The following is a 17,875-nucleotide window of genomic DNA, read 5'->3' as shown; positions in this document are numbered from 1 at the left end:
AATGCTGCGCCTATGTTGAATGACCCGATTCCACCTCACGTTGACCCGCGCAAATTGGCTGATCGCGGCACCACCCTCCAGGGTGAGCTGCTGCTGGCCGATTTGGAGAGACTCTGCGACCCGCTTTCCGACACAGTCGGTACGGTGCAGGCCAAATTCGTTTTTGAACGAGATGAACGTAAGTCTGTGGTTATCCACAGCTTTATTGACACCGAAGTCAAGATGGTTTGCCAGCGTTGTCTTGAGCTGGTCACCCTGCCGATTCACAGTGAATGCAGTTATGCTGTGGTGAAGGAGGGTGCGAATACCCAGTCGTTGCCGAAAGGTTATGACGTGCTGGAACTGGGCGAAGATCCTTTGGATCTGCAGGCATTGATCGAGGAAGAGCTTCTGCTCGCCTTGCCCATTGTGCCTGCTCATCATCCGGAAGAATGCCAGCAGCCGGCGGGGCTCGACGAGCCCGAACCAGCCGAGGACGAGGTAACGCGGTCCAACCCGTTCAGTGTATTGGCGCAGTTAAAGCGTGACCCAAACGTTTAGGAGTTAATCAATTATGGCTGTTCAGCAGAACAAAAAATCCCGCTCTGCCCGTGACATGCGTCGTTCGCACGATGCCCTCGAGGCCAACGCTCTGTCCGTGGAAAAGACCACCGGTGAAGTTCACCTGCGTCACCACGTTTCGCCAGAAGGCGTATACCGTGGTCGTAAAGTGATCGACAAGGGCGCTGACGAGTAAATCTTGTCCGCTCAGATCATCGCGATCGACGCAATGGGCGGGGACTTCGGTCCCCGCAACATTGTCCAGGCCAGTGTTGCCTGCCTTTCTACTACACCCTCGCTGCACCTGACCCTCGTCGGTCAACCCTCCCTCCTGGAAGAATTGATTGCTGGCTATCCGGCCGTTGATCGTGCGCGCCTGAATATCGTCCCGGCGAGCGAAGTCGTCACCATGGATGACCGTCCGTCCCAGGCCTTGCGGGGCAAGCCGGACTCGTCGATGCGGGTGGCCTTGCAATTGCTGCACGATGACCGCGTCCATGCGGTGGTCAGCGCCGGCAATACCGGGGCGCTGATGGCCCTGTCGCGCCATGTGCTCAAGACCCTGCCGGGCATCGATCGGCCGGCGATGGTCGCGGCGATTCCGACCCAACGGGGCTACTGCCAGTTGCTCGACCTGGGGGCGAATGTCGATTGCACCGCCGAAAACCTGTTCCAGTTCGCCGTGATGGGCTCGGTGGCCGCCGAGGCCCTGGGCGTGGTGCGCCCGCGGGTGGCACTGTTGAACGTCGGTACCGAGGACATCAAGGGCAACCAGCAGGTCAAGCTGGCGGCGGGGCTGCTGCAGCAGGCGCGCGGCTTGAACTACGTCGGTTTCATCGAGGGTGACGGCTTGTATCGTGGCGAGGCCGACGTGGTAGTCTGCGACGGTTTTGTCGGCAACATCCTGCTCAAGTCCAGCGAAGGGCTGGCGACCATGATCGCCGCACGCGTCGAGGCGCTGTTCCGGCGCAACCTGGCGTCGCGGCTGGTCGGTGCCCTGGCCTTGCCGTTGCTCAGCCGGCTGCGGGCCGATCTGGCGCCGGCGCGGCACAACGGTGCGAGCTTCCTCGGTCTGCAGGGGATCGTGGTCAAGAGCCATGGCTCGGCCGGCGTGCAGGGTTTGCAGAGCGCAATCCAGCGGGCGCTGATCGAGATCCAGGAAAACCTTCCCGAACGCCTGCATGGGCGTCTGGAGGACCTGTTGCTTTAGGCGTTTTGCCCGGCAGGCGCTTACAATGTGACCGCCCGGTTCAATGGGCCATCCAACTGACAGTTTATTGCGTTTCCGTTCGTTGTATTCCGACGGAACGCCAACTCTCCGACGATAAGATCATTAGGGGCTCGTTTCATGTCTACCTCCCTCGCATTCGTCTTTCCAGGGCAGGGCTCGCAGTCCCTCGGCATGCTGGCCGAGCTGGGCGCACAGTACCCGCTGATCCTGGAAACCTTCGCCGAGGCCTCCCAGGCTCTGGGCTATGACCTCTGGGCACTGACCCAGCAAGGTCCGGAAGAACTGCTGAACCAGACCGACAAGACCCAGCCGGCGATCCTCACCGCCTCGGTCGCCCTGTGGCGCCTGTGGCTGGCCGAAGGTGGTCGGCGTCCGGCCTACGTTGCCGGTCACAGCCTGGGTGAATACAGCGCACTGGTTGCCGCCGGCAGCCTGAGCCTGGCCGACGCCGTTCGCCTGGTCGAGCGTCGTGGCCAACTGATGCAAGAGGCCGTACCGGCCGGCCAGGGTGCCATGGCGGCGATCCTCGGCCTGGAAGATGCCGATGTCGTGGCGGCCTGTGCCGACTCCGCCCAGGGCGAAGTGGTCAGCGCGGTCAACTTCAACTCGCCGGGCCAGGTGGTGATCGCCGGTGCCAAGGCCGCCGTCGAGCGCGCCATGGAGGCCTGCAAGGCCAAGGGCGCCAAGCGCGCCCTGCCGCTGCCGGTGAGCGTGCCGTCGCACTGCGAACTGATGCGTCCGGCTGCCGAGCGTTTCGCCGAATCCGTTGCCGCCATCGACTGGCAGGCACCACAGATCCCGCTGGTGCAGAACGTCAGCGCCAGCGTTGCCGCCGATCTGGACAGCCTCAAGCGCGACCTGCTGGAACAGCTCTACAAGCCGGTACGCTGGGTCGAGTGCGTGCAGTACCTGGCGGCCCAGGGCGCGACCGAACTGGTCGAGTGCGGTCCTGGCAAGGTCCTGGCCGGCCTGAACAAGCGTTGCGCCGACGGCGTCAACACGTCCAACCTGAATACCCCGGATGCCTTCGCCGCCACGCGCGCGGCGCAGGCCTGAATTAGGAGAAGCCTGCATGAGTCTGCAAGGTAAAGTTGCACTGGTCACCGGCGCCAGCCGTGGTATCGGCCAAGCCATCGCCCTCGAGCTGGGTCGCCTGGGCGCCGTGGTGATCGGCACCGCGACGTCCGCCTCGGGTGCCGAGCGCATTGCCGCGACCCTCAAGGAGCACGGCATCCAGGGCACCGGCCTGGAACTCAACGTCACCAGCGACGAGTCGGTCGCTGCCGTCCTGGCGAGCATCACCGAGCAGTTCGGTGCGCCGGCCGTACTGGTCAACAACGCCGGCATTACCCGCGACAACCTGATGATGCGCATGAAGGACGATGAGTGGTACGACGTGGTCGATACCAACCTCAACAGTCTGTACCGCCTGTCCAAGGGCGTTTTGCGCGGCATGACCAAGGCGCGTTGGGGCCGAATCATCAATATCGGCTCGGTAGTGGGTGCCATGGGCAACGCAGGCCAAGTAAACTATGCGGCAGCCAAGGCAGGCCTCGAAGGTTTCAGCCGCGCACTCGCGCGTGAGGTCGGCTCGCGGTCGATTACGGTAAACTCGGTGGCGCCAGGCTTCATCGACACCGACATGACCCGCGAACTGCCGGAAGCACAGCGCGAAGCCCTGTTGACGCAGATTCCGCTGGGCCGTCTGGGCCAGGCTCAGGAGATCGCGCAAGTGGTCGCTTTCCTGGCTTCGGAGGGTGCGGCATACGTGACCGGAGCTACAATTCCGGTGAACGGCGGGATGTACATGTAATTCAAATGTGACGGATTGCTTCAAAAAAATGTCATACCAGCTGTCTAAAATCCGTTATAAAGCTGCAACTTATTGACGGGCAGGGGGACACGGCGGGGTGAAGGCGCAAGCTTTCGGTTGAAAAGCTGAAAAGCCTTTCTATACACTTACCCACCGGCCAGCTGCCTGAATTTTTCCATTAGGAGTGAAAACAAGGTATGAGCACCATCGAAGAACGCGTCAAGAAAATCGTTGCCGAGCAACTGGGTGTGAAGGAAGAAGAAGTCAAGAACGAATCTTCCTTCGTTGAAGACCTGGGTGCCGACTCCCTTGACACCGTTGAGCTGGTGATGGCTCTGGAAGAGGAATTCGAGACCGAAATCCCTGACGAAGAAGCTGAAAAAATCACCACCGTACAAGCTGCTATCGATTACATCAACGCCAACCAGGCGTAATAGTTTGTAATCTTTGCCTGCTGTCATGGAAAAACCGCACTGCCATCATGGCGTGCGGTTTTTTCTTTAGGTGAGGCAAACTGGTCAACAGGAAAAAGGAGAGTGCTGTGTCGCGTAGACGCGTCGTAGTCACCGGTATGGGGATGTTGTCGCCATTGGGTACGGATGTTCCGAGTACCTGGCAGGGCATTCTGGCTGGCCGTAGTGGCATTGGTCTGATCGAACACACAGACCTTTCTGCCTATACCACCCGTTTTGGTGGCTCGGTAAAAGGCTTCAATGTCGAAGAATACTTGTCGGCCAAAGAAGCCCGCAAACTCGACTTGTTCATTCAATACGGCCTGGCAGCCGGTTTTCAGGCGATCCGCGACGCGGGCCTGGAAGTCACCGACGCCAACCGTGAACGTATCGGCGTGGCCATGGGCTCGGGTATTGGCGGTCTGACCAATATCGAGGAAACCAGCCGCACCCTGCATGATTCCGGGCCGCGGCGCATTTCGCCGTTCTTCGTGCCTGGCTCGATCATCAACATGATTTCCGGCTTCCTGTCCATCCACCTGGGTGCGCAGGGACCGAACTACGCCATCTCCACCGCCTGCACCACCGGTACCCACTGTATCGGCATGGCGGCGCGCAACATCGCCTACGGCGAAGCCGACGTGATGATCGCCGGCGGTGCGGAAATGGCCGCTTGCGGCCTCGGCATGGGCGGCTTCGGCGCTTCGCGCGCGCTGTCGACCCGCAACGACGAGCCGACTCGCGCCAGCCGTCCTTGGGACAAGGGCCGTGATGGCTTCGTACTGTCCGACGGTGCCGGTGCCCTGGTACTCGAAGAGCTGGAGCATGCCAAGGCACGTGGTGCAACCATCTACGCCGAACTGATCGGCTTCGGCATGAGCGGCGACGCCTACCACATGACCTCGCCACCCGCCGATGGCGCCGGCGCGGCACGTTGCATCGCCAACGCCCTGCGTGATGCCGGGATCACCCCGGACCAGGTGCAGTACATCAACGCCCACGGTACGTCGACCCCGGCCGGTGACATCGCCGAAGTCGAGGCGATCAAGACCGTGTTCGGCGAGCATGCCCACAAGCTGGCGGTCAGCTCGACCAAGTCGATGACCGGTCACCTGCTGGGTGCCGCCGGTGCGATCGAGGCGATCTTCAGCGTCCTGGCCATCGCCGACCAGGTGGCGCCGCCGACCATCAACCTCGACGAGCCGGACGAAGGCTGTGACCTCGACTTCGTGCCTCACGAAGCACGGCGCATGCCGATCGACGTGGTGCTGTCCAACTCCTTCGGGTTCGGTGGCACCAACGGTTCGCTGGTGTTCCGTCGGTTCGCCGAGTGATGCAGAGCTGGGTCGACGGTCAGCCGGCTGATTCGTTGCCGCTCAAGGACCGCGGCCTGGCCTATGGCGATGGTCTGTTCGAGACCATCGCCGTCAGGGGCGGGCGCCCGCTGCTGCTCGAACGGCACCTGCAGCGCCTGGCCGACGGCTGCCGCCGACTGGGTTTCGCCGCCAATCAGGCAGTGATTCGCAGCGAACTGCTGGTCTACAGCGCCGCACTGGGCGAGGGTGTGCTCAAGCTGATCCTCACCCGCGGCGACAGCCTGCGTGGTTATGCCGCGGCGGCCGATGCGCAGCCGCGGCGCATCCTGCAAGGCAGCCCGCTGCCGACTTATCCACCGGCCCTGCAGAACCTGGGGATCCGTCTCTTTCCCTGCACCACCCGTTTGTCCGAGCAGCCGTTGCTGGCCGGTCTCAAGCACCTCAACCGGCTGGAACAGGTCATTGCCCGTAGCGAATGGCAGGATGGCGAGCATGCCGAAGGGCTGATGCTCGATGCTGCTGGGCGGGTGATCGAGGGCGTGTTCAGCAACCTGTTCCTGGTCAGCGATGACGTGCTGCGCACAGCCGATCTGAGCCGTTGCGGCGTGGCCGGGGTGATGCGTGCCGAATTGCTGGACCAGGCCCGGGACCTGGGGATCCCTGTGGATATTTCGGACATCAGCATGGAGCAACTCCGGCAAGCTGATGAGGTCTTTCTCTGTAACAGCGTTTACGGCGTCTGGCCGGTTCGCGCCTTGGCCGATCTGAGCTGGTCGGTAGGGCCGCTCACCCGTAAACTGCAAGGCATTGCCCGCGCGCTATTGGAAGTTTGAATTGAGACGTAAATTCTTGTTGCTGCTGCAGACGGGTCTGGTGCTGGCGGGATTGCTGCTGGGCGTATCGGCCTGGAAGATCCACTCCGCGCTGGAGCAGACTCTCGACCTGAAGCAGGAGCAACTGCTCGACGTGCCGACCGGTGCGACCCCAACCGGTACCTTCAACCGCATGGAGGCCGAGGGTACCCTGCACGATGCCTTCTGGCTGCGCCTGTACTGGCGCTTCAACATGGCCGGGGTGCAGTTGCACAGCGGCGAATATCGCCTCACTCCAGGCATGGATGTCCGCACCCTGCTGGGCCTCTGGCAGCGTGGCGAAGTGGTGCAGTACAGCCTGACCCTGGTCGAAGGCTGGAACTTCCACCAGGTACGCAGTGCGCTGGCCAAGCAGGAAAAACTCCAGCAGACCCTGGCTGGCCTCAGCGACAGCGAGGTCATGGCCAAACTTGGACATAAGGATGTGTTCCCGGAGGGGCGTTTCTTCCCGGACACCTATCGTTTCGTACGCGGGATGACCGATGCCGAGCTGCTGGAAAAGGCCTACGATCGCCTGCAGAGTGTCCTGGCCCAGGAATGGGAAAAGCGTTCGGCCGATGCGCCTTACACCGAACCCTACCAGGCGCTGATCATGGCGTCGCTGGTGGAGAAGGAGACCGGCGTACCCCAGGAGCGCGGGCAGATCGCCGGTGTCTTCGTCCGCCGGCTGCAGCTCGGCATGCTGCTGCAGACCGATCCGACGGTGATCTACGGTCTGGGTGAGCGCTATACCGGCAAATTGACCCGTGCCCATCTGCGCGAGGCCAACCCCTACAACACCTACCTCAACGTCGGCCTGCCGCCGACGCCGATCGCCATGGTTGGCCGCGAGGCGATCCATGCCGCACTGAACCCGGTGGAGGGCAAGAGCCTGTACTTCGTCGCCCGCGGTGATGGCAGCCACGTCTTCTCCGATGACCTGGACGCCCATAACAACGCGGTGCGCGAGTTCCAGCTCAAGCGCCGGGCTGACTATCGCTCCAGTCCGGCGCCGTCTCCGGCTGCGGGGGCTGCGGTGGATCCTGCGCCGGGTGCCGAGGTCAAGCCTGCTCCGCCTGTCCAGGAGTCCGGCGACCCTAATGTAAAGCCGGCTCCGGCCCCGGCAGAAATGCCGTCTGCTGCGGAGTCTGAGGCGACAGGAATGCACTGATTATGTGGTTACGGGCTGTTCTGGGCTGAGTTTGTTTGGCCTGGCTCGAATAGTCCGATCTGAATATCGATATTTCCGTTTGAGTTCGGGCAGATTCCGATGGGACTGCTTGTTTCTTGCTGGATCATCGTATGACGACCATCTGGGTGAGATAGGTGAGCGCCATGACAAAAGAAACCACTCTCGGTCTGGCGTGGGAAAATGTCTTCAAACGCTCAAGATGAGTCGGTGCGGCCTTCAGGCCATCCTGGGCGTCTGTAGCTCAGTTGCGCAAGACTGACGCCGATTTCCTGCAAGAGCGGCTCGCAGTGATCGATGATAGGGAGGGCAATCCGCGTGACCCTTTCGGCGCGGCAAATCTGTCTTTTCTGAATGGTCAGGGGCGCTCAGCGCGTCCGCGTGGAAAACACTTGAACAAAAAAAGACTCCTTTTTAGGAGCCTTTTCTTATCAAGAATGCATCAGCTAGTAAAAAATGCCAAAAAGGTCGCCATCAGTTACGAATTGACGCGAGTTGCGTAGAACCTGCTCCAGAAGGACGGGTCTCGCGCCGCTTTCTTGGCATACCAGGGATCGGAAGAGTATGCATCTTTTAAACGTAGTGATCCCCGCGCTCGCCTTTCCGCTTCTTGCAAGGTGATTACTCCAGCTTCCAAAAACTGGCTCCAATAGCTGTCCGCCTTCAGAATCGCAGAAGGTTTTTGCGATAAAGTCGTAGTGGGCATTGGCTATCTCCGGCACCGCATATTCAAGGGATGCAATCACAGTTTCAATCATGCGCTGGATGTTGTCCAGCGTGTGCCCCTTCACCCACTTCAATGGGGGGACACCTAACCGATCACTGCCCGTGATTTGCTCAGGATGGGGGGCAAGATGATCTGTAGTTCCGTATTTGATTGCGGAGCATAGCATGTTGTCGAGGCGCCTACGAAGCGCCAGGTCTGAGAGACCATCGGGATCTCCGACGAACGTGAGGCCCCGATTATAGGAAAAGGTCGCTACGGCAGCATAAATTGCAGAACCACCTAGGCCGGGGCGGCTTTCTGAGACGTCTAGCCAGGTTTCAATGGAGTTCACATAGACATTAAAGAAAATGTCCTGGTGGGCTGCTTGAAATGCAAAATCGTAGCGATGAGTCTCAGGCCTGTCTGCCAATGAATGTATGCTGTGGAGGGTCGAGCCTGGCAGGAAGCGCTCCATGATGTTCTTGAGGTTTCCTTCTCCTGACCGAGGGTTGAAAAAAAGATCTTCTTCCTTTGAAAGCCTTAAAAGCCATTCGGCTGCAAAAGTTCTGCCTTCTTTATCAACCATTCCCGGCCTGCTTATCGTAAACATCGCCCCCCATTAGCTTTGTAGCTAACGGTCTGCCCCTCTGGGGCTGTAGAGGGGCTTCCCAAGCTAAGCTCTTCATGAAGTCTAGCTATCTGCCATGCGCCCCTGCATCGCATCCAGCGCATCACAGCCATCCTGTAGTAGCAGATAGGCAGCGCCAGCAAAGTGGTAGAGATCGCGGTCGCAGGTATTGCCGATACTCATACAAGTGAGGCTGTGGGCCAGATCGCGAGCGGCCTTGATTCGTTGTACGGCGAATTCATGCAGGTCGTGAATCGGGGCTTTGAGATTGAGGAAGAGAACGGGTGTAGGAGTGAGGTTGCTTTGCAGTGGACGATATTGAGTCATTGATGAGGCTCCGTAACTTTGGGGCCACCACCTTTTTGCGGCTAAACAAAAGTAGGGTGGCAGCTGTGCGCGGGTTAGCCGACCGGGACCCATCGGAGCTACACCCGGCACACCTGTCAACGCCAACCCAAAACTGACCCCTCTACCTCATTTTTCGCCAACTGAAATTTGACCCCCTTGGCCTGTTTCTAAACGGTTTTCTCTGCCCTGGTCGGGCTGGTACCCGCCTTGCGTTTGTCCTTGAGGCGATAGCTGTCGCCCGAGATCTGCACGATGTGTGCGTGGTGTAGCAACCGATCCAGCATCGCGGCCGTCAGCGTCTGGTCATCCGCAAAGGTGCCAGCCCACTGGGTAAACGGCAGGTTGCTGGTCAGAATCATGCTGCCGCGCTCGTAGCGCCTGGCGACCACGTTGAAGAACAGGTTGGCTTCGTCGCGACCGAAAGGCAGGTAGCCAATTTCGTCGATGACCAACAACCGAGGCCCCATCACCGCACGGTTGAAATACTCTTTCAGGCGATCCTGTCGATGGGCCGCTGCCAGTTGCAGCATCAGGTCAGCGGCGGTGATGAAACGGGTTTTGATACCCGCCTGGGTCGCGCGATAGGCCAGGGCGCAAGCCAGGTGCGTTTTGCCTACGCCACTGGGGCCGAGCAGGACGATGTTCTCGGCACGTTCGACGAAGCTCAGCCCGGCCAACTCCTGCAGTTGCGCTCGCGGCGCACCGCTGGCAAACGCGAAATCGTACTGCTCCAACGTCTTGAGCGCAGGCAGTGTCGCCATCTTCAGCAATGTCTGGCGCGAGCGCTCAAGGCGTGCCTCAGCTTCAGCGCGCAGCAACTGCTCCAGGAAATCGGCGAAGCTCTGTTCCTGAGTCGCGGCTTGTTGTGCCAGGCCCGCCCAGTCCACCGCCATCCGTTCAAGCTTGAGCTGTTGGCACAGTTCGATGATGCGGGCATGCTGCAGGTTCATCGGCTCAACTCCAGTAACTCATCATAGACCGAAAGCGGGTGCTGCAAGCTCTCATGCGGTAGAACCCGTCCCAGGCGCAACGAGGTGATCGTCGGTGCGCTCGTCACCCGGCAGGCTGGTAGGGGCAGCAAGACATCACGTTCTTCAGCCAGGCGAGTTGCCGGTTTTACACCGGTGGTGCCATGTATCCGCTGGTGCGCGATTTCCTCGAGCCAACGACCAATATGCGCATTGGCGGTGGCCACATCCAACGGTAATCCCGCGCTCTTGAGCGTGGCCGCCAATGGTGTAATGAAACTGCCCTTGAGGTAGCCGTTGAAGCGCTCGACCTTGCCTTTGGTCTTGGCCCGATAGGGCCTACAAACACGAGGACGAAAGCCATATTCGTCGGCCAGCGCCAATAACCGGGGATGCCAGCGATGCAGACCTTCGCCATAGGCATCGCGCTCCAGGATGATCGCTCCGGCGTTGTCGAACAGCGCCTCCTCGGGTACCCCGCCGAAATAAACAAAAGCCTCACGCAAGCCGTCCAGCCATGCATCACTGTCTTCGCGGGCACCGAAGCGGACGAAAGTGACGCGGCTGTAGCCCAGCGTGGCGACGAATGCCTTGAGCGGGTTACTGCCCCTGCGGATGGTGGTGAAATCGACTTGCACCTGCTGACCGGGCGCCGTCTCGAAGCGCACCACAGGGTCATGACGCGGACATTTGAACGGTGCCAGGTAGGATTTGAGCCGGCTGATGCCGCCTGTGTAGCCTTGTGCCTGGACTTCACGCAATAGCACCGTCGCAGGAATCCAATGTGGCCGGGCCGCTTCCACGCGTTCTTGCAGATAAGCCTTGAACGGGTCGAGCTTCTCTGGACGCGCTGCTCGGCCTGTATAGCGCGGCGACTCGGCTTCGCCACGCAGGTACTTGCGCACGGTGTTGCGCGACAAGCCCAGCGTGCGCGCGATGGTTTTGATGCCCATGCCCTGACGGGCCAATACCCTGATTTCCACTGACTGCTCCTGGGTCAACATCTCGGCAGCTCAAAGCCGCCATGATGGCCCAGGGGGTCAAATTTGCGTTGGCGTTAGGGGGTCAGTTTTACATTGGCGGTGACACACACCCGTAGGTGTCCCGCGCACAGCTGCCATAACGTAAACGTCAGACAGTAGTAAGCCCCAGCATTGTAATCGCGGTGCTCAAGCTTCGTTAGGATTTTCGACCGGCTAAGATCGATCACCGATATGTCGATGACTACCGAACTATAGTCCAGCTCTTTTCCAAATAGTCGCTGCTTTTACACCTTGAAATACGAGCCACTGCAAGGGCCATTAATGGCGATTTGTAAGGGCTATTCCAGCCGAGACGCCAGGCAGAGTTGTTGTGGCATCGCCGTTTCTGCGTTAGCATGCCGGCCTTTCTTCCACCACGCAGCCAAGGAGACCATCATGCAAAACACCGCATCTTCCCTGGCAGAGCGCGCCCAAGCTTGAATTCCCCCGTGCCCGGCATCAGTGCCGCGCACGTCGAATGGCCTTAGGCCCCGGCTCTGCCCTAGCCAATTCATTTGCTGATTTCGTTTTACTGAACCGTCCGGTTCGGGACCGTATTGCGCCTGCGCGCTCGCCGCGCCAGGCCGTCGGCGTCCTGCCGGATGGATGGGACTATTCATGGGCAATTGCATGCAAACCCTGTCCGAGACCGTCACGCTGCTGGCCTCGGACGACACCTGGATCGAGGGCACCGCGATCCAGCAACTTCACACCACCGCTGCGCTGCCGGGCATGGCCCGGGTGGCCGGCATGCCGGACCTGCACCCCGGTCGCGGCTATCCGGTGGGCGCGGCTTTCTTCTCCGTTGGCCGCCTCTATCCAGCCCTGATCGGCGGTGATATCGGCTGCGGCATGGCGCTGTGGCGAACGGACCTTGCCGTGGGCAAATTGAGCGCCGACAAGCTGGACAAGCGACTGGGCAATCTGGATCGCCCGCTGGACGAGGACTGGCGCGAGCGGGTGGCGGCGCTGGGGCTGCCGGCCAATGGTTTCGACACCGCGCTGGGCACCATCGGCGGCGGTAATCACTTCGCCGAGCTGCAGCGGGTGGAGCAGATTTACGACACCGAACGCACCGCCGCGCTGGCGCTGGACCCCAAGCGCCTGCTGCTGTTGGTGCACAGCGGTTCGCGCGGCCTGGGCCAGGCCATTCTGCGCGAGCAGGTGGACCGGCACGGCCACGCCGGTCTGCTGGAGGGCAGTGCCGATTTCCTCGCCTACCTGGCCCGCCACGACGAGGGCCTGCGCTTTGCCGAGGCCAACCGGCAGCTGATTGCGCAGCGCATGTTGGAGCGCTTGCGCGCCAATGGCGAGCCACTGCTGGACGTCAACCACAACCTGGTGTCGCCGGCCCGCATCGGCGGCCTCGACGGTTGGCTGCACCGCAAGGGCGCGACGCCGGCGGATGCCGGCCTGGTGGCGATTCCCGGTTCGCGTGGGGATTTCACCTACCTGGTGGAGCCGCTGCCCAGCGAGCTGAGCCTGTTGTCGCTGGCGCACGGTGCCGGCCGCAAGTGGATGCGCAGCGAGTGCAAGGACCGGTTGTCGCGGCGTTTCAGCCCGGCGCAACTGATGCGCACCCGCCTGGGGGGACATGTGATCTGCGAGGATCGGCAGTTGATCTACGAGGAGGCGCCGGAGGCCTACAAGCCAGTGGACAGCATCGTCGATACGCTGGTCCGGGCCGGCCTGGTGCGACCGCTGGCACGGTTGGCTCCGGTGTTGACCTATAAAACCCGCGGGGAGTGCTGCTGATGATTCTGCTGCAATTTTCCGCCGCCCAGGGACCGGAGGAATGCTGCCTGGCGGTGACCAGGGCGCTGGGGCGCTTGCAGGTGGAAGCCGAGGCGCAAGACGTACGCTTGCAACTGCTGGAGCAGGAGGCAGGCCCGCGAGCGGGTACATTGCGTTCGGTGCTGCTGAGTCTGGAAGGCTCGGACGCCGAAGCGCTGGCAGCGCAATGGACGGGTACGTTGCAGTGGCGGGCGACCAGCCCCTACCGGCCGCGCCATCCGCGCAAGAACTGGTTCATCGGTGTGGCGCGCTGCCCGGAGCCGGCCTTGGGGCTCGAAGGGGAAATCCGTTTCGAGACCCTGCGTGCTTCCGGTCCCGGCGGCCAGCATGTCAATCGTACCGAATCGGCGGTGCGCGCTACCCACCTGGCCAGCGGTATCAGCGTCAAGGTGCAGTCCGAGCGCAGCCAGCACGCCAACAAGCGGTTGGCGCTGGGCCTGATCGCGCTGAAGCTGGAGGCGTTGGCGCAGCGCGACGCGGCCGATGCACGGGCCGCGCGGCGTTTGCTGCACCACCAGTTGGAGCGTGGCAACGCCGGACGGGTGTTCGTTGGCGAGCGGTTCGAGCCGCTGGGTTGAAGCCGCGAGGGGGGCGGCGGGCTTGCCGGCCCCTTCGCTGGCAAGCCAGGCTACTATAGGGGCGTGGGCTGCGGCAGGATTATCAATGTGCCTGTTGGGCGGTCTTGTGGTGTTGCCAGGCTCGTATCACCGTCTCCTGTAGCTGTTCGAGGCTGCCGTCATTGACGATCAGCACATCCTCGGGCAGGCGCGCCACGCCAAGTTCGGAGGAGTGGGCATTGACCCGCTGCAGGTTGGGGCGGGCGATGTGCCAGATGACGCCATGGTGTTCGCGCAGGTACCGGGCTTCGTTCTCGAAGCGGATGTCCTTGATGATGATCGTCGAGGCGCTCGCCGGCAGGGGAGGACGGCGCTTGAGCGGGGTCAGCGGCAGCTGGCCGCGTTTGGCCGCATAGTCGGGGTCGAAGGCCAGGGCGTGCCGTTCGATCAGGGCAACGGCATCCCGTGGGGAAATGTCCCAGCTCGGATCGACTTGTGCGTAATGCTGCGGGTCCCAGATCTGCCCATCGGAAAAATCGAAGAAGGCCTGGGCCGCCAGGCGGAAGGGGGCGTCGGTCGCGGACAGGTCCGCGGTGCCCGACCAGGTGCTGTCGTCCCGCGGTGGATTGATCTCGCGATCCGCCCGCTGCAACCAGTGGTCTGGGTTATGATTGCGCATCCACTCCGTGCCGACCTGCTGGAAGAACTCGCGCGGGGAACGGTTCCACAGGTCAATCCTGCGCTCTTTTACTGTATCGTCCCAGGTTTGTTCATCGCTCAGGCCGAAGAGGGCCTGGCAGCCGACCTTGAGCGGATCGGCCAGGGCAAAGGCGGCAGTCTCCGCCTGTGCGAGCAGCATTGACGCTACCGTGTCCTTGCCGGATCTGGCGAGTGCGGCGAGCCCGATGATGGTTCTCAAACTGTTGCTCCTGAAGCCTTGCCAGGGCGACCGGCGCGGACGGCCTCCCTGTTCACCTGTTGTCGAAAGGATACCCATACTGCTGTGTTTAGATTTTTTATCAAGATAAAACAACAGGCTGGCGCACCATGGGGCGTGATTGCGACGGGGTTGCAGCATGGCTGAAGCCTATCCCTGGCAGGACACCCTCTGGCAGCAACTGGCCGGCCGTACCCAGCATGCCCATGCCTATCTGCTGCATGGCCCGGCCGGGATCGGCAAGCGCGCGCTGGCCGAGCGGCTGATGGCGCTGCTGCTGTGCAAGAGCCCGGCGGGCCTGGAGGCTTGCGGGCAGTGCAAGTCGTGCCTGCTGCTGGCGGCCGGCAGCCACCCGGACAACTACATCCTCGAGCCCGAGGAAGCGGACAAGGCGATCAAGGTCGACCAGGTGCGTGACCTGGTGGCGTTCGTCGCCCAGACCGCGCAACTGGGGGGACGCAAGGTGGTACTGATCGAGCCGGTGGAGTCGATGAACATCAACGCCGCCAACGCCCTGCTCAAGAGCCTGGAAGAACCGTCCGGCGATACCGTGCTGCTGCTGGTCAGCCACCAGTCCAGTCGGCTGCTGCCCACCGTGCGCAGCCGCTGCGTGCAGCAGGCCTGCCCGCTGCCGGGCGAGGCGATGAGCCTGCAATGGCTGGCCACGGCCTTGCCCGATTGCAGCGAAGAGGAGCGGATGGAACTGCTGACCCTGGCGGCGGGTTCGCCACTGGCGGCCGCGAACCTGCAGGCCCAGGGCGTACGCGAGCAACGGGCGCAGGTGGTCGACGGGGTGAAGAAACTGCTCAAGCAGCAGATGTCGGCGACTCAGCTGGCCGAAGGCTGGAACGCCATTTCGCTGTTGCTGCTGTTCGACTGGTTCTGCGACTGGTCGAACCTGATCCTGCGTTATCAACTGACCCAGGACGAGGAGGGCCTCGGCCTGCCGGACATGCGCAAGGTGGTGCAGTACCTGGCGCAGAAGGCGTCGCGGGAAAAGGTCCTGAATATCCAGGACTGGATCCTCGCCCAGCGCCAGAAAGTTCTGAGCAAGGCCAACCTCAACCGGGTACTGCTGCTTGAGGCCCTGCTGGTGCAGTGGGCCGCTTTGCCTGCTCAAAACTGAGGTAGAATCGACTTATCCGCATTTCGGGAGTCCGCATGAACGAACCTATTGGTCCTGGCCCGCGCAACGGCATCCTGTCATTGACCATCAAGGACAAGTCGGTGCTGTACGCGGCCTACATGCCCTTTATCAAGAACGGCGGCCTGTTCATCCCCACCAACAAGAGCTACAAGTTGGGCGACGAGGTGTTCATGCTGCTCAACCTCATGGACGAGCCGGAGAAGATTCCGGTCGCCGGCAAGGTCACCTGGATCACTCCCAAGGGCGCCCAGGGCAATCGCGCCGCCGGTATCGGCGTGCAGTTCAATGACGGCGACAACACCGCCCGCAGCAAGATCGAAACCCATCTGGCCGGTGCCCTGAAGTCCGACCGTCCCACTCATACGATGTAGTTGCCACCTTTGCCATGCTTGTAGATTCCCATTGCCACCTCGACCGCCTGGACCTGACCGCGCACCAGGGCTCCCTGGACGCCGCCCTGGAGGCTGCGCGCCAGCGCGGTGTCGGTCATTTCCTGTGCATCGGCGTCAGCGCCGACAATGCCGCCGAGGTGAAGGCCCTGGCCGAACGTTATGCCGATGTCGACTGTTCGGTCGGGGTGCACCCGCTGGACGTCAAGCCCGACGCGACCCCGGCCCTCGACTGGCTGCTGCGCGAGCTCGATCATCCGCGGGTGGTTGCGATTGGCGAAACCGGCCTGGACTATCACTATGAGCCGGAGGCGGCCGAGGTCCAGCAGGCATCTTTCCGCCTGCACCTGGAGGCGGCACGCAAGACCGGCAAGCCGGTGATCGTGCATACCCGCGGTGCCCGTGCCGATACCCTGCAACTGTTGCGTGAAGCGCAACTGCCCCAGGCGGGCGTGCTGCATTGTTTCACCGAGGACTGGGACATGGCCAAGGCCGCGCTGGACCTGGGTTTCTATATCTCGCTGTCGGGCATCGTCACCTTCCGCAATGCCGATGCGCTGCGCGATGTGGCACGGCAGGTGCCGGCCGACCGTCTGCTGGTGGAAACCGACTCGCCGTATCTGGCACCGATTCCCCATCGCGGCAAACCGAACCTGCCGCAATACGTGCGGGAAGTGGCGGAATACCTGGCGATGTTGCGGGGCGTGCCTTACGAGCGTTTTGCCGAGCAGACCACCGGGAACTTCAAGCGACTGTTTCCGCTGGCGCATGTGGCCTGAGGGTTCGCCGGCTCGAATCGCAGGCAAAAAAAACCCGGGTTCTGGGGGGTGAATCCGGGTCAAGACCATTAGGAGTAAAACAAAGGCGCGCGGTCCATTGGCACCTTTATCGACGTGACACTTGGGGGATATGCCCGTCGACATTTGAAGTATTGGTCAGTATCGCGGTACGTCCAGTCAGGCCTGCTCATTTTTTAAACAGATTTGGAATACATCCGCTTCCCTTGAGTTCTCACATGTTCAGCCGGGGCGCGGGCCTTGTCGTAGAGCGACGCAGCGTGACCCGAACGAAGACTTTTTGACTGGCGAAGGCTGATTCGTCGACAGTGAAAACGAAAAGCCGCTGATGATTCGTGCAATTTGGCGCGGCTCAGGCATAATACTTCGCTTCGATTTTGCCCCTACAGACCTTTTTCTTATGCACAAAGAACCCCGTAAGGTCCGTGAGTTTCGTCGCCGCGAGCAGGAAATTCTCGATACCGCGCTAAAGCTGTTCCTCGAACAGGGTGAAGACAGTGTCACCGTCGAGATGATCGCGGATGCCGTCGGTATCGGCAAAGGCACCATTTACAAGCACTTCAAGTCCAAGGCGGAGATCTACCTGCGCCTGATGCTCGACTACGAGCGCGACCTGAACGAGCTGCTGCACTCGGCCGACGTCGACAAGGACAAGGAAGCACTCTCCCGTGCCTACTTCGAATTCCGCATGCGCGACCCTCAGCGCTACCGGCTGTTCGACCGCCTGGAAGAGAAGGTGGTCAAGGGCCACCAGGTCCCGGAGATGGTCGAGGAACTGCACAAGATCCGCGCCTCCAACTTCGAACGCCTGACCCTGCTGATCAAGGGCCGTATCAGCGAAGGCAAGCTCGAGGACGTTCCTCCGTACTTCCACTACTGTGCCGCCTGGGCGCTGGTGCACGGCGCGGTCGCGCTGTACCACTCGCCGTTCTGGAGCAACGTGCTGGAAGACCAGGAAGGCTTCTTCCAGTTCCTGATGGATATCGGCGTGCGCATGGGCAACAAGCGCAAGCGCGACACCGATCATTCGGTAGCCTGAGCTCTATACTTGTCACTGGAAGGGACTTCCGAGAAAGAACTTGCCAAAACCTGATTTTGGAGTCAGGTTTTGGCGGGTGCGGTGTCTTGATGTCACGCTGCACCTGCAGGAGCCGGCTTGCTGGCGATAGCGACCTGTCAGTCACGGATTG

General features: G+C 61.5%; 20 protein-coding genes. 15 read left to right on the top strand and 5 right to left on the bottom strand.

Annotated elements, in window-relative coordinates; translation table 11 throughout:
* The first annotated feature begins 12 nt into the window (after nucleotides 1–12).
* The 9 genes from ACMGT0_RS23510 to mltG all read left to right on the top strand — a co-directional run bounded on the left by ACMGT0_RS23510 (nucleotide 13) and on the right by mltG (nucleotide 7,374).
* Nucleotides 13–540 (top strand): YceD family protein, encoded by a 528-nt coding sequence (locus ACMGT0_RS23510; RefSeq protein WP_017905764.1) that lies wholly within the window; start codon nucleotides 13–15, stop codon nucleotides 538–540.
* Between the two features lie 13 nt (nucleotides 541–553).
* Entirely contained in the window at nucleotides 554–736 is a 183-nt protein-coding gene (gene rpmF, locus ACMGT0_RS23505) for a 50S ribosomal protein L32 (protein ID WP_009406838.1), read from the top strand.
* A 3-nt stretch (nucleotides 737–739) separates the two neighbouring features.
* Nucleotides 740–1,750 (top strand): phosphate acyltransferase PlsX, encoded by a 1,011-nt coding sequence (plsX, locus tag ACMGT0_RS23500; protein WP_081006107.1) that lies wholly within the window; start codon nucleotides 740–742, stop codon nucleotides 1,748–1,750.
* Between the two features lie 138 nt (nucleotides 1,751–1,888).
* Entirely contained in the window at nucleotides 1,889–2,827 is a 939-nt protein-coding gene (gene fabD, locus ACMGT0_RS23495; RefSeq protein WP_054063004.1) for an ACP S-malonyltransferase, read from the top strand.
* A 16-nt stretch (nucleotides 2,828–2,843) separates the two neighbouring features.
* Complete coding sequence (gene fabG, locus ACMGT0_RS23490) at nucleotides 2,844–3,584, top strand: 3-oxoacyl-ACP reductase FabG (RefSeq protein WP_010447167.1); 741 nt, start codon at nucleotides 2,844–2,846, stop codon at nucleotides 3,582–3,584.
* Between the two features lie 197 nt (nucleotides 3,585–3,781).
* Nucleotides 3,782–4,018: an acyl carrier protein gene (gene acpP / locus ACMGT0_RS23485; protein WP_017905760.1), complete on the top strand. Its 237-nt coding sequence runs from the start codon at nucleotides 3,782–3,784 to the stop codon at nucleotides 4,016–4,018.
* 107 nt (nucleotides 4,019–4,125) lie between these two features.
* Nucleotides 4,126–5,370: a beta-ketoacyl-ACP synthase II gene (fabF, locus tag ACMGT0_RS23480; protein ID WP_054061154.1), complete on the top strand. Its 1,245-nt coding sequence runs from the start codon at nucleotides 4,126–4,128 to the stop codon at nucleotides 5,368–5,370.
* On the top strand, nucleotides 5,370–6,185 hold the full coding sequence (gene pabC, locus ACMGT0_RS23475; protein WP_416770021.1) for an aminodeoxychorismate lyase: 816 nt from the start codon (nucleotides 5,370–5,372) through the stop codon (nucleotides 6,183–6,185). The genes fabF and pabC overlap by 1 nt, the downstream gene beginning before the upstream one ends.
* A gap of 1 nt (nucleotide 6,186) precedes the next feature.
* Nucleotides 6,187–7,374, top strand: a complete 1,188-nt coding sequence (gene mltG / locus ACMGT0_RS23470) for an endolytic transglycosylase MltG (protein WP_416770019.1) — start codon at nucleotides 6,187–6,189, stop codon at nucleotides 7,372–7,374.
* A 464-nt stretch (nucleotides 7,375–7,838) separates the two neighbouring features.
* On the opposite strand, the gene ACMGT0_RS23465 is transcribed toward mltG, so the two are convergent.
* The 4 genes from ACMGT0_RS23465 to istA form a co-directional block, all read right to left on the bottom strand.
* Nucleotides 7,839–8,684, bottom strand: a complete 846-nt coding sequence (locus tag ACMGT0_RS23465; RefSeq protein ID WP_416770017.1) for a hypothetical protein — start codon at nucleotides 8,682–8,684, stop codon at nucleotides 7,839–7,841.
* Between the two features lie 105 nt (nucleotides 8,685–8,789).
* Nucleotides 8,790–9,053 carry a hypothetical protein gene (locus ACMGT0_RS23460; RefSeq protein ID WP_416770016.1) on the bottom strand — a complete coding sequence of 88 codons (264 nt, stop codon included), beginning with the start codon at nucleotides 9,051–9,053 and terminating at the stop codon, nucleotides 8,790–8,792.
* 188 nt (nucleotides 9,054–9,241) lie between these two features.
* A complete protein-coding gene (gene istB / locus ACMGT0_RS23455) occupies nucleotides 9,242–10,024 on the bottom strand; it encodes an IS21-like element helper ATPase IstB (protein WP_416768943.1) in 783 nt (260 codons plus the stop codon).
* Nucleotides 10,021–11,046, bottom strand: a complete 1,026-nt coding sequence (gene istA / locus ACMGT0_RS23450) for an IS21 family transposase (RefSeq protein ID WP_416768942.1) — start codon at nucleotides 11,044–11,046, stop codon at nucleotides 10,021–10,023. The genes istB and istA overlap by 4 nt, the downstream gene beginning before the upstream one ends.
* 636 nt (nucleotides 11,047–11,682) lie before the next feature.
* Between istA and ACMGT0_RS23445 the strand changes: the two genes are divergently transcribed.
* Nucleotides 11,683–12,819, top strand: a complete 1,137-nt coding sequence (locus ACMGT0_RS23445; RefSeq protein ID WP_416770014.1) for an RNA ligase RtcB family protein — start codon at nucleotides 11,683–11,685, stop codon at nucleotides 12,817–12,819.
* Entirely contained in the window at nucleotides 12,819–13,436 is a 618-nt protein-coding gene (gene prfH / locus ACMGT0_RS23440; RefSeq protein WP_273825762.1) for a peptide chain release factor H, read from the top strand. The genes ACMGT0_RS23445 and prfH overlap by 1 nt, the downstream gene beginning before the upstream one ends.
* Before the next feature lie 82 nt (nucleotides 13,437–13,518).
* On the opposite strand, the gene ACMGT0_RS23435 is transcribed toward prfH, so the two are convergent.
* Nucleotides 13,519–14,274 carry a deoxynucleotide monophosphate kinase gene (locus ACMGT0_RS23435; protein WP_273825763.1) on the bottom strand — a complete coding sequence of 252 codons (756 nt, stop codon included), beginning with the start codon at nucleotides 14,272–14,274 and terminating at the stop codon, nucleotides 13,519–13,521.
* A gap of 217 nt (nucleotides 14,275–14,491) precedes the next feature.
* Between ACMGT0_RS23435 and ACMGT0_RS23430 the strand changes: the two genes are divergently transcribed.
* The 4 genes from ACMGT0_RS23430 (at nucleotide 14,492) to ACMGT0_RS23415 (ending at nucleotide 17,724) form a co-directional block, all read left to right on the top strand.
* On the top strand, nucleotides 14,492–15,478 hold the full coding sequence (locus tag ACMGT0_RS23430; protein WP_273825764.1) for a DNA polymerase III subunit delta': 987 nt from the start codon (nucleotides 14,492–14,494) through the stop codon (nucleotides 15,476–15,478).
* A gap of 35 nt (nucleotides 15,479–15,513) precedes the next feature.
* Nucleotides 15,514–15,870 carry a PilZ domain-containing protein gene (locus ACMGT0_RS23425; protein ID WP_017905754.1) on the top strand — a complete coding sequence of 119 codons (357 nt, stop codon included), beginning with the start codon at nucleotides 15,514–15,516 and terminating at the stop codon, nucleotides 15,868–15,870.
* 14 nt (nucleotides 15,871–15,884) lie between these two features.
* Complete coding sequence (locus ACMGT0_RS23420) at nucleotides 15,885–16,667, top strand: TatD family hydrolase (protein WP_054056831.1); 783 nt, start codon at nucleotides 15,885–15,887, stop codon at nucleotides 16,665–16,667.
* Between the two features lie 418 nt (nucleotides 16,668–17,085).
* A complete protein-coding gene (locus ACMGT0_RS23415; RefSeq protein ID WP_010447155.1) occupies nucleotides 17,086–17,724 on the top strand; it encodes a TetR/AcrR family transcriptional regulator in 639 nt (212 codons plus the stop codon).
* Nucleotides 17,725–17,875: the final 151 nt, after the last annotated feature.

This window comes from Pseudomonas sp. RHF3.3-3 (assembly GCF_048069595.1).
GTDB lineage: Bacteria > Pseudomonadota > Gammaproteobacteria > Pseudomonadales > Pseudomonadaceae > Aquipseudomonas > Aquipseudomonas fuscovaginae_B.
The sequence above is the reverse complement of the archived record's forward strand: the minus strand, read 5'-3'. Positions and strand labels throughout refer to the sequence as shown.

Coding starts and splice junctions, on each gene's coding strand:
- ACMGT0_RS23425 (WP_017905754.1), top strand. CDS start 15,514: ATGAACGAACCTATTGGTCCTGGCCCGCGCAACGGCATCCTGTCATTG.
- ACMGT0_RS23460 (WP_416770016.1), bottom strand. CDS start 9,053: ATGACTCAATATCGTCCACTGCAAAGCAACCTCACTCCTACACCCGTT.
- prfH (WP_273825762.1), top strand. CDS start 12,819: ATGATTCTGCTGCAATTTTCCGCCGCCCAGGGACCGGAGGAATGCTGC.
- fabD (WP_054063004.1), top strand. CDS start 1,889: ATGTCTACCTCCCTCGCATTCGTCTTTCCAGGGCAGGGCTCGCAGTCC.
- ACMGT0_RS23415 (WP_010447155.1), top strand. CDS start 17,086: ATGCACAAAGAACCCCGTAAGGTCCGTGAGTTTCGTCGCCGCGAGCAG.
- ACMGT0_RS23435 (WP_273825763.1), bottom strand. CDS start 14,274: ATGCTGCTCGCACAGGCGGAGACTGCCGCCTTTGCCCTGGCCGATCCG.
- ACMGT0_RS23445 (WP_416770014.1), top strand. CDS start 11,683: ATGGGCAATTGCATGCAAACCCTGTCCGAGACCGTCACGCTGCTGGCC.
- fabG (WP_010447167.1), top strand. CDS start 2,844: ATGAGTCTGCAAGGTAAAGTTGCACTGGTCACCGGCGCCAGCCGTGGT.
- istB (WP_416768943.1), bottom strand. CDS start 10,024: ATGAACCTGCAGCATGCCCGCATCATCGAACTGTGCCAACAGCTCAAG.
- ACMGT0_RS23510 (WP_017905764.1), top strand. CDS start 13: ATGTTGAATGACCCGATTCCACCTCACGTTGACCCGCGCAAATTGGCT.
- istA (WP_416768942.1), bottom strand. CDS start 11,046: ATGTTGACCCAGGAGCAGTCAGTGGAAATCAGGGTATTGGCCCGTCAG.
- acpP (WP_017905760.1), top strand. CDS start 3,782: ATGAGCACCATCGAAGAACGCGTCAAGAAAATCGTTGCCGAGCAACTG.
- ACMGT0_RS23465 (WP_416770017.1), bottom strand. CDS start 8,684: ATGGTTGATAAAGAAGGCAGAACTTTTGCAGCCGAATGGCTTTTAAGG.
- pabC (WP_416770021.1), top strand. CDS start 5,370: ATGCAGAGCTGGGTCGACGGTCAGCCGGCTGATTCGTTGCCGCTCAAG.
- ACMGT0_RS23430 (WP_273825764.1), top strand. CDS start 14,492: ATGGCTGAAGCCTATCCCTGGCAGGACACCCTCTGGCAGCAACTGGCC.
- ACMGT0_RS23420 (WP_054056831.1), top strand. CDS start 15,885: ATGCTTGTAGATTCCCATTGCCACCTCGACCGCCTGGACCTGACCGCG.
- rpmF (WP_009406838.1), top strand. CDS start 554: ATGGCTGTTCAGCAGAACAAAAAATCCCGCTCTGCCCGTGACATGCGT.